The 10,157-nt window shown below is 60.1% G+C and carries 8 protein-coding genes; 2 read left to right on the top strand and 6 right to left on the bottom strand.

The genetic code is table 11. From position 1 onward, the window contains the following. Positions 1-45 precede the first annotated feature (45 nt). On the top strand, positions 46-1,935 hold the full coding sequence (locus P9L99_03335) for a hypothetical protein (GenBank protein MDP8222367.1): 1,890 nt from the start codon (positions 46-48) through the stop codon (positions 1,933-1,935). A 71-nt stretch (positions 1,936-2,006) separates the two neighbouring features. On the opposite strand, the gene P9L99_03340 is transcribed toward P9L99_03335, so the two are convergent. The 5 genes from P9L99_03340 to P9L99_03360 form a co-directional block, all read right to left on the bottom strand. After that, complete coding sequence (locus tag P9L99_03340; protein ID MDP8222368.1) at positions 2,007-3,167, bottom strand: hypothetical protein; 1,161 nt, start codon at positions 3,165-3,167, stop codon at positions 2,007-2,009. A gap of 156 nt (positions 3,168-3,323) precedes the next feature. Further along, entirely contained in the window at positions 3,324-5,327 is a 2,004-nt protein-coding gene (tkt, locus tag P9L99_03345; protein ID MDP8222369.1) for a transketolase, read from the bottom strand. Between the two features lie 154 nt (positions 5,328-5,481). Continuing rightward, positions 5,482-6,216: an NAD-dependent deacylase gene (locus P9L99_03350; GenBank protein MDP8222370.1), complete on the bottom strand. Its 735-nt coding sequence runs from the start codon at positions 6,214-6,216 to the stop codon at positions 5,482-5,484. Continuing rightward, the gene (gene mutY, locus P9L99_03355; GenBank protein MDP8222371.1) at positions 6,216-7,322 is read right to left on the bottom strand and encodes an A/G-specific adenine glycosylase; all 1,107 of its coding nucleotides are present in this window, start codon (positions 7,320-7,322) and stop codon (positions 6,216-6,218) included. The genes P9L99_03350 and mutY overlap by 1 nt, the downstream gene beginning before the upstream one ends. Continuing rightward, entirely contained in the window at positions 7,319-8,308 is a 990-nt protein-coding gene (locus P9L99_03360) for a nitronate monooxygenase (protein ID MDP8222372.1), read from the bottom strand. The genes mutY and P9L99_03360 overlap by 4 nt, the downstream gene beginning before the upstream one ends. Positions 8,309-8,513: 205 nt before the next feature. Between P9L99_03360 and P9L99_03365 the strand changes: the two genes are divergently transcribed. Continuing rightward, a complete protein-coding gene (locus P9L99_03365; protein MDP8222373.1) occupies positions 8,514-9,803 on the top strand; it encodes a hypothetical protein in 1,290 nt (429 codons plus the stop codon). A 68-nt stretch (positions 9,804-9,871) separates the two neighbouring features. On the opposite strand, the gene P9L99_03370 is transcribed toward P9L99_03365, so the two are convergent. Then, the coding region (locus P9L99_03370) for a hypothetical protein (protein ID MDP8222374.1) at positions 9,872-10,157 on the bottom strand (286 nt) is incomplete at its 5' end.

A 10,157-nucleotide genomic window follows, 5' to 3' on the forward strand; every position in this document is an offset into this window, starting at 1 on the left:
GTTATTACAATCTGCGGCCATTTTGAGTAATTACGGAGGACCTGTATGCGGCACTATTCGAAGCTTCTCCTGATCGTTTTGATCGCAACCGTGTGGTTGGTTGGTTGCGCGAAAACGGGCCCCGGAGATTTGCCGGACTACAAACGAATCAAACTCAACGCGGCGGATAAGCGGTACACCCTGGCCTTGGCGCGTCACTATGTGACGGGCACCGAAGCGCCGGCCGGAGGCAAGCGGGAGTTCGCCAACGTACACAAGAAGTCCCCGCGCGGCGTCTTTCTATCCGTGGCCCGGCCGGACGACGCGGCGTTAACCGCTTTCGGAATGGGTTCGTCCGCGGCCGGAGCGATCAAGGACGCTGCCGCGAAGCTGAAAAAGCTGGGCCGTGACGAAAACTGGGCGACGCACAGGTTGCGCCTGGACGTTGTCGAGCGCACGCATCGGGTGCAGCAAAAGAAACTCGACGACGGCGTGCGTTTTGACTACTCCAAAGAGGGCCTGATTTTCGCGACGAATCCACCGATTGCCCTGCTGCCGCAGGAGCTTCGCGATTACGGCATCATGGATCGCAAAAAGCGCTTTCGGTATCGGAATTTCAAACGCCTGGCGCGGCAACGCGGCATCCCGAGCGACTTACGTAAGCAGATCGACGTTAAAGAGCCGATCAAATTCGCCGAAATTCCGCTCATTTCGTTCATGGAAAACGGGAAGGGCGGCATGATTCCGTTGCGACGCGGCAACCGAATCGATGGTTTCGAGCCGACGGAGGAAAACCTGTTGGCCGCGATCAACGGCGTGGGGAACTACCTGAAAAACGCGGTCAAGGATGACGGGTCGTTCGAGTACATGTACTACCCGCAAACCGACTCGCTCGCGCGTTCGTACAACGAATTGCGGCATGCCGGTACGACCTTCTCGATGATCCAGGTGTACGAGATCAACAAGGATCCCGAACTGCTGGAGTCGGCGAAACGGGCGCTGGGTTGGTTGGAGCGCCACACCCGGGGGCCGGATCCCGAAGACAGTAAGAAGTTCGACTGGAAGGGTCTCAACAACAACAAATTCCAGTACGCCAAACTCGGCGGTTCGGGTCTTTCCATGTTGGCCTTTGGCTGGTACACGCGCGCTACCGGCGACATGCAGTACTTGCCGCTGATGCAGGGGTACGCTCGCTTTGCCGACTACATGATGAAACCCGACGGCGACGTGCGCATGCGCTACTACTATGCGCCCAAGGACAAAGATAAAAAGGTCAAACCGGTGCTTTACTATCCGGGCGAGGCCTTTTTCGGATTGGCGACGTTGTACTCCATCGACGGCAACAAGCGGTGGATCGACGTCGGCGCGAAGGGCGTGGATTTTATCGCCGATGTGCGCGACAAGAAAAAGCCGGACTCCGGCATTCCGCACGATCACTGGCTGGCCTACGCAATCAACCGGATCCATGAAGTGAAGCCGCAGCAGAATCACGTGGATCACGCGTGGCGGATTTTCGCGGCGATGGACGCCCGCTTCAATCGCGATAACAAAGACCCGGACTTCAACGGCGGCTACTACACGAGCAGGACGATGCTCTCCTCGGTGTCGGCGGCCTGCCGTTTGGAAGCGACCGGCGCGCTGTATCGGTTGGCCGAGCGCTTGGGCGATAAGGCGAAAACCGACGAGTTTTTCGACGTGCTCCAACTCGGTTCCTCATTCCTGATGCGGCTGCAATACAACGACATCAACACGATGTTCTTTGAAAATCCGCAGAAACCGCAGGGCGGCATCGGCTTTGGTTTCTGGACGCCGGACATTCAGATCGACTACGTGCAGCACTCCGTGAGCGCCCTCATTGAGACGTATCGAATTACGCGCGAGCGGGCGGGGAACCCCTTGGTGACCGAATGGCCGGGCGCGCTGGAAAACCGCGAGAAAAAAGCGGCGAACCAATAGCGTTCAGCGTTACTAACAAAAAAAACGGGACGGCCGTGGCCGTCCCGTTTTTGTTTCATCGGACTGGATCGTTAGAAATCGAGTCGCGTCTGAATCTGCAGTTCGCTGTCGGTGTCGCTTTCGTTGTTGCCGCCCATTAGATATTCCAAACCGAGGGAAAGCTCTTCCATCAGGTTGCTGCGCAGGAAGCCGCCGTAGCGTGCGTAGGAAGTCGGCTCGTAGTCGACGCCCGCGGTGCCGAAGTAGTCGACGCCGCTGATGCTCTCGTACTTGCCGCCGAATTTCAGGACGCCTTCCCAGAATAACAACGCCAGTTCAGCGTTCATGAAGCTGACGGCCGTCGCGTCGCCGGCTGCGTCGACGTACTGATCTTCGTCCCACTCGCCGGTGGTCGCGTATTCGCCCAGGATGCCCAGGCCGATCAGGTCGCTGAGGAAGAAGTCGCCCTTCAAGTAACCGCCGTACAGGAAGATGTTTTCGCTATAAGCCGTAACCTGGGTGTTGATCTGGTTGCCGAACTGGCCCCAGGTTTCCGCGGCGTCACTCAGGAAGTAGAACACGAGGTCCATTTGGTGAACTTCCTGGAAGGCCAGCGGATGGAATTCGAGGCTTGCGGCGTACGTGTCGATAATGTCGTTGTCCGGCCGACCCGATGAGTTGGTCGTGTCGAACTGACCGTTCCACACGTGGAACCCGAAGCCGGCGAACTTGTGGTTGTAGCCCAATCCCAAAGCAACCGGATTGGCGAACAAGTAGCGTTGCAGCAGGTTGTAGTAGAAGCCGTAGACGGCGTCTTCGGACGCGGCGAAGGGCATGTAGTACTTACCGGCACGCACCCAGAAACTGCTGCCGCTGCCCAACTGCACATACGCTTTGTCGACAAGTACCGTCTCGGTTCCGTAGGCGCCCAGAGAGCCGTTGGAGCCTCGGTAGTCAATCGGGCCTTCGCCGTAGCGAATCTCGACTAAACCATGCACGGCGTCGAAAGGTTGCGCCATCACAACGAGGCCTGCGTCATACAGGGATACGTCGCTGTAATGGAAATCCTCTTGTGTTTGGTTTCCGACCGTCATCTCGTTATCGGGCGTGAACCAATAGAAACTGGGCCGCACGTCAACATAGCCGCCGATTTTCACGGTGCTGGCCCACTCCGGCGAAATCTCCTCGGCCCAGGCAGCCGATACCATCAGCAGCGAAACCAGGATCACCAGGGAAACTGTCAGCTTTTTCATGCCTCATACTCCTCAGCCTGTAATAGGGGCCGCCAACCCGGGCACAATCCGAACCGCGACCTTCTTATTGATTCGACTTATGTACCCTTTGATACCGTATCTCTTGATTGGCTGTCAAAGGTAATGCACCGCGCTCGATCTGTCGACACCGGGCGGTCATTTCCCCAACACGCCCTTGGCGCGCTTGATTACGTTCTCTACCGTAAAGCCGAAATACGCGAACAAATCCTTGATTGGCCCGCTCGCGCCGAAGGACTGCATCCCGATTACCGAGCCGTCGAGCCCGACGTATTTCTCCCATCCTGTCGTGGCCCCCGCCTCGACCGCTACGCGAGCCCGTATCGCCGGGGGCAACACTTCGTCGCGATACGCTGCGGGCTGCGCGTCGAACAGTTCCCACGACGGCATAGACACGACGCGGACTTTGACGCCTTCATCAGCCAAGCGATTCGCGGCCTCAAGAGCGAGCGAGACTTCCGAGCCGGTGCCGATAAGGATCAACTCCGGGTTCTCGTCCGACTCCCACAACACGTAGGCGCCGCGCCCGGCGCCGGCTGCCGGGCCGCACACGCTTCGGTCGAGGATCGGCAGTCCTTGTCGCGTGAGGACTAACGCCGTCGGGCCGTCGGTACGGGTGAGCGCGGTTTTCCATGCGACGACCGTCTCGGCGGCGTCGGCCGGTCGAATCACCGTGAGGTTGGGAATCACGCGGCACGCCATGAGATGTTCGACGGGCTGGTGCGTCGGGCCGTCCTCGCCCAGGCCGATGCTGTCGTGCGTAAACACATACACGACGCGAATGCCCATCAGGGCGGCAAGACGCATCGGTGTGCGCATGTAATCGCTGAAGGTGAAGAACGTGCCGGTGTACGGGATGATGCCGCCGTGCAGCGCCATGCCCCCGGCGATCGCGCCCATCGCGTGTTCGCGTACGCCGAAATGCACGTTGCGCCCGCCGAGGTTGTCGGCGGCCAGTGAGGTTCTGCCCTTGATGAAGGTGTTGTTGCTGGGCGCCAAATCCGCGCTGCCGCCGAGTAGAAAGTCGATTTTCGGCGCGAGGTAATTCAGCACCGTGCCCGATGCCGCGCGCGTGGCCAGCGGCTTATCCTGCCCGGCAAACAAATCGTCGAGACCTTCATCCCATGCGTCGGGCAACTCTCCGGCCCACTGCGAGTGCAGCTTGGCGGCCAAGTCCGGATACTCCGCTGCATAGGCGTCGAAGGCTTTCTCCCACGCCTGTTGCGCCTGCGCGCCTTTTTGAGCGGCGAGGGCGAAGTGCTCGCGTACCGCGTCGGAAACGTAAAAGGGCGGCTCGGTCGGGAAGCCCAGGGCTTCTTTCGTTTTGGCGACATTTTCCTCGCCCAGCGGCGAGCCGTGCGTCTTTTCGCTACCGGCCAGCGGACTGCCGTAGCCGATCACGGTGTTGGCGATGATCAAAGACGGTTGCCCCGTGACTCCCTGCGCGGCGGCGAACGCCGCACACAGCGCCTCGGTATCGTTGCCGTCGATCGGTCCCTGCACGTGCCAATGCTGCGCGCGGAAACGAGCGGCGACGTCCTCCGAGAAATTCGTGCCGGTCGAGCCTTCGATCTGAATCGCGTTGCTGTCGTAAAGATAGATCAGCTTGCCCAGACCCCAGTGCCCGGCCAGACTCGCCGCCTCGTAGCTGATGCCTTCCTCGAGGTCGCCGTCGGAAACGATGCCGTACGTGAAATGGTCGACGATTTCATGCCCCGGCTTGTTGAACTGCCGGGCCATCCACGCTTCGGCCAACGCCATGCCGACACCGTGGGCGAAGCCTTGCCCGAGCGGGCCGGTCGTGATTTCGACGCCGGGTGCCTCGCCGTATTCCGGGTGCCCGGCGGTGGGGCTGTGCAGTTGGCGGAAGTTTCTGATGTCATCCAAAGAGAGGTCGTAACCCGACAGGTGTAGCAGCGCGTAAAGCAGCGCCGAGGCGTGACCGTTGGACAACACGAAGCGGTCGCGATCGGGCCACGTGGGCGCAATCGGATTGTGTTTCATGACCTTGGCGAACAGCGCGTATCCGGCCGTCGCCAAACCGAGGGGCGCGCCGGGGTGGCCGGAACGGGCCGCCTGCACGGCGTCGACTGCTAAAAAGCGAATGGTGTTGATGGCCGATTGCTCGAGATGGTCGCTCATGATTTGACTCCCAAGACGCCGCACGAAGGCGAGAGTTGTCATCCGGTCGGCGGTTTTGTTTTGTTTCAATATACGCAACTGCGCCCGGATTTCCACCCGCGCTCACAACTCCGGCGGCTGCTCCGGAAACGGCGGTTAACTTAGGCGGAAAAAGCTAGCGGAGTTTTTTCACTTCGGACACGAAGGCGGGAAGGGTCGTGGCGACCGGCCCGCGCACGTGGGCGTCCACCAAGTCCGCGATGGCCGTCTCCTCCAAATTGAAATCGGCCACGAAGGCTCCCTGCTGCTTGGCCAAACGAGCCAGCGACGCCGCGGGTTGCACCACGGCGCTTGTGCCGATCACCATGAAAACCTGGGAGTCGTGGATGTCCTGCGCCGCCTGCCCGATCATGCTTACCGGCTCGCCGAACCACACGACGCCGGGACGTAACAGGCCGCCGCAATTCTGGCAGTACGCGGGAAACGAATGCTCGCCGCCGTCGGATTGCGCCATGCGCCCGCAATGGGAGCACTTGGTCGCGCCAAGCTCGCCGTGCAATCGGATGATATTTTTCCCGCCGGCACGCGCGGCTAGCCCGTCAACGTTTTGCGTGATGTGTACCAGTTCGGGCAGCAGGCCTTCCAGGTCCACCAGCGCGACATGTGCGGCGTTGGGCTCGCACTGCGCCAGCAAGCGCCGACGGTCGTTGTAAAACTCCCACACCAAGGTCGGGTCGCGCTCAAAAGCCTCGGGTGTGGCCAACTCGAACGGATCGTAATTCCGCCATAATCCTTGCGGTCCGCGAAAGGCCGGAACACCGCTTTCAACGGACAAACCGGCGCCGGAAAGCACCGATATTTTGTGCGCGCGAGCAGTGGTTTCGATTAAGTCGCGGTACGAAGCGTTCATTATTCCTCAACCAGAAAGCGTAGAAACTTCCGCGTGTAAGCGGCGAGGCCGAGGTGTCGGTTGGGCGCGGATGGCTGCACCCAACGGGCGCCATTGGAAATCGGTAATACTCCTTTGAATGGAATTTCGCAAGCGTAAAATCGGGTATACAACAGCCGATGGCTTAGTGTGTGCTCGATTCGGCCCAGTAAATCACCGGCGATCATATCGATCGCAAATCGGTCTCGCAGGTGGGTGCGCAACTGTTCACGTTGCCGGTGGGCAGGCCAACTTTTGCGGACCTCGACTTGCGGCAACATCCACAGGCCGCCGAAAAGTCCGTCGCCGGGATTGCGAACCAGAAGAACGCGGCCTTCCCGCCGAAGCGCCGCGGCGGCAAAATAGACCGGCAACGGCGCCGCCGCTTTTCCTTTGACCGGAATGACTTCAACCAAACCCTGGGCCTGCGCGAGGCAATGCGGCCGCAGGGGACAGGCGGGACACCCCGGGCTTGTCGCCGTGCAGACCAACGCGCCCAACTCCATCATTCCTTGATTGAACGCGCCGGGGTGTTCCTCGGGCACGAGTTCATCGGCCAAGACCCACAGCTCCTTGCGCGCCTCGCCGGTGGAAAGAACCTTGGAGATAGCGAACACGCGCGCCAGCAGGCGGGCGACGTTGCCGTCGAGAATCGGCGCGGCCCGGTCGAAAGCAATCGAGGCAATCGCCCCGGCGGTGTAGCGGCCGATGCCGGGCAGTCGTTGCAGTTCATGCGGATCGGCGGGTATCGCGCCACCGTACTCGTCCACGACGACGCGGGCCGCGCGATGCAAATGGCGGGCGCGGCGGTAGTACCCGAGACCGGACCAAAGCGCCAGCACCTCGTCTTCGGTGGCGGCGGCCAGGTCGTGGACCCCGGGAAAACGGGCGAGAAAACGTTCGAAATACGGCAGCACCGTTTCGATGCGGGTTTGCTGAGCCATGATCTCGCAGACCCAAACGCGGTATGGCGTCGGATCCTCACGCCACGGCAATCGACGTGCATGTTGCGCATACCAATCACTCACAGCGCGGCGAATGGCGCGTCGTTGCGAAGGCGAAAGACGGGGCACTGAGTTCGCGGTCATGCGGTCGGGGCGGCACCGGGTAACGCGGCGGCGAAACGAGCCATGATCTCACCCACCGGCTCGATGTTGCGAATCGTGCCGACACTCTTACCCGCCTGCCAGTAATTGCGGTAGACCGCCGAGCGTTGCAGGCCGCGTTTCAGCTTCACGAACGACAGCATCGAATAGTACATGCGCATCCAGTGCTTCGTGCGATTGTGACGTAGTAGACGGCGCGCGATGCGGCCGGCTGTGGCGCCCGTCTTCCGCACGTAGGGCGTGTTGATGACCGCCACGGGAACGCCGGAAATTTTGTCCGTGAGTACGATGTCGTCCTCGGTCGAGCTTACGATCGCCTGCTTGTAATCGGGATGCGCTTTGCATTCGGTTGTCGCGATCAGGCGCGTGCCGATTTGCACGCCCAGGTACCCGATTTCGAGGGCCTCGGCGAATTGTGACGCGTCGCCGATGCCGCCGGCGAGAATCAACGGCGCGTTCAGGTCCACCAGTTCGTCGTAAAGTTTGCGGGGATCGCGCGCCCCGGCGTGGCCACCGGCTCGATTGTTTACCGCGATCAAGCCGTGCACGCCGGCATCCAGCGCTTTGAGCGCCCACTTGCGTTCGGTCACGTCGTGGTAGACCAGGCCGCCCGCGGATTCGACGCGCTCGACGATCCAACGCGGATTGCCGAGGCTGGAGACGAAAAACCGAACCCCTTCTTCCAGCGCGATGTCGAGCCACTTCCGCATGCGCTCGAGGTAGTATCGCGCGGATTTTTCGGTAATCACGTTCATGCCGATGGGGCCGCCCGCCAAGCGCTGCATCAAGCGGATTCCCTCGCGGTAGTCGTGGCCGTGTACGTACGTCAGCGAGATGGGCTGGAACACGCCGATACCGCCGTGGCGGGTGACGGCCGCGACCAGTTCCGGGTTTGAACTCGGGTACATCGCGCCGCCGATGATCGGCAGGCGGATGCCCAATTTGGCGGTAAAGTCATTTGTGAACACTGCGGTCCTCGTTTTTATGGTTCTGCATAAAATAGGCATCCTTGTTGAATGTGGCAATTCACACGAACAGGAATCGCTAAAAAAACACTGAAGAAACTAGTTCGTCGGCATCCAATCTAATAGGTAGCTAACGCGCACAAAACCTTGACGGTAACAAGCGCGGTCTTAGGTTGTGGACACGCACCCATTTCTTGAGGAGGCGGCCATGATTACTTTCGAAAAAGCCTTCTGGAACAAGAGAAACGTGACGGTCCTTTTGGCGGTGCTTGTCTTGCTTGTGGCGGCCTCCTTGGCACTTGGCGCCAAGGGTATTTTGACGGATCTACGTTTTCGCGTTGTGCCCGCCGACCCGGTCGATCAACTGCAGAAAACCGTGATACGCGCCGGCAACGTTGAAATATCTCGCGAGGAGTTTCTTTTTTACTTGGAAGAAGTCCTGGCGTTTCCGGCCCAAGGTGATCTCGTTCAACGCAATTTCCTCTGGCATTACCACTTCGCCGAGCGGCTGGCACGTACCTATCCGTTCGAAGTGGAGGATGTTGTCTGGCGCATTGCGGTTGAAAACCACGACGCCGGCAAACAAGCTCAGGCCCGATTGACCGACTGGGTGATCGGCCAAGCCGATTTGTTCGCCCGCTTTATTCTCTTGGCGGAACGCGCCGCGCCCGATGACGCCACGCATACCGTGTTGGACACCTTTACCGATAATCTGTACGGCCGGCGTCTGTTGCACATCGTGCGGTGCGGCGAGATGGAGCCCAATCGCGAGTCTGTGGCCGAGTTCGTCGCCGGCTTGTCGGCCAAGGAACGCGAAAACATCGACACGGCGCTACGGCCCAGCGGCTCGATCAAACCGTTCGAAGAAGACGTGCTCATGGAACGTGTCGACGATTATCAGGCGGATCTGGCGAAGTTCGTAATCGTCGATCGTCCGTACGAAAACGCGGAAGACCTGGCGGCCTTGTTGCGGGATCCGAATCAGACATTGGTCGCGATCGACGGCGAAAAAATCACCGTGAAGGACTTTCTGGCGATCCACGGCATTCCGCGTAACGTCGTGGATTGGAACCAGATCAAGGGCACGCGCCTGACACAGTTGGTCGCGGCGCATGGGTTGGCGACCGAAGCGCAACGTTTGCGGATCGATGCCACCGATCTGCATAATCGCGTGGCGCTGGCGCGAACTTTCTATCTGGCGATGTGGGACGCGATCGGCACGTACAAACCGGCCGCCCGTAGCGCCGTGTTTGATGTCGACCTCTTTCGCACCCTCGCGTTTCACGGGGCTTTCGAGGAGTTTCGCGATTGGTTTATCGACTACACAGACAAGCTGCTCGGCTCCCAGGGCGTCTGGAGCGATAAGGATTTCCTGAAAACAATTACGTGGAAGGTGGTGCCGCAGGATGAAAACGAGGCGCGCTCGTTGGCGTTGCCCAATCGCGTTACGTCACCGGCCAACGCCCGTCGAGCGAAGCCAACCCGCGTCGGTCGTTAAACAAAATCCGTGGAAATAGAACGGGCGGGCACAAGGCCCGCCCGTTTTGATGCTACGGTCAAATACGCTTAGTTGCAGCCACCGCAACCGTCGTCGTTGTCGTCGTCATTATCATCGTCGTCATCGTCGCCGGTGGTGTCGTCGTCGTCATCGGTGGCGTCGTCATCGTTGTCATCGTCGTCGTCGTCGTCATCATCATCATCGGTGGTGTCGTCGTCGGTCGTATCGTCGTCGGTGGTGTCGTCGTCGGTGGTGTCGTCGTCGGTAGTGTCGTCGTCGGTGGTGTCGTCGTCGGTGGTGTCGTCGTCGGTGGTGTCGTCGTCGGTCGTGTCATCGTTATCGTCGTCATCATCG

Origin of the sequence: Candidatus Lernaella stagnicola (genome assembly GCA_030765525.1) — a bacterium.
Lineage (GTDB): Bacteria > Lernaellota > Lernaellaia > Lernaellales > Lernaellaceae > Lernaella > Lernaella stagnicola.

What these genes read in the sequence shown, in the direction of transcription:
- P9L99_03335 (MDP8222367.1), top strand. Translation starts at nt 46, where the DNA reads ATGCGGCACTATTCGAAGCTTCTCCTGATCGTTTTGATCGCAACCGTG.
- P9L99_03340 (MDP8222368.1), bottom strand. Translation starts at nt 3,167, where the DNA reads ATGAAAAAGCTGACAGTTTCCCTGGTGATCCTGGTTTCGCTGCTGATG.
- tkt (MDP8222369.1), bottom strand. Translation starts at nt 5,327, where the DNA reads ATGAGCGACCATCTCGAGCAATCGGCCATCAACACCATTCGCTTTTTA.
- P9L99_03350 (MDP8222370.1), bottom strand. Translation starts at nt 6,216, where the DNA reads ATGAACGCTTCGTACCGCGACTTAATCGAAACCACTGCTCGCGCGCAC.
- mutY (MDP8222371.1), bottom strand. Translation starts at nt 7,322, where the DNA reads ATGACCGCGAACTCAGTGCCCCGTCTTTCGCCTTCGCAACGACGCGCC.
- P9L99_03365 (MDP8222373.1), top strand. Translation starts at nt 8,514, where the DNA reads ATGATTACTTTCGAAAAAGCCTTCTGGAACAAGAGAAACGTGACGGTC.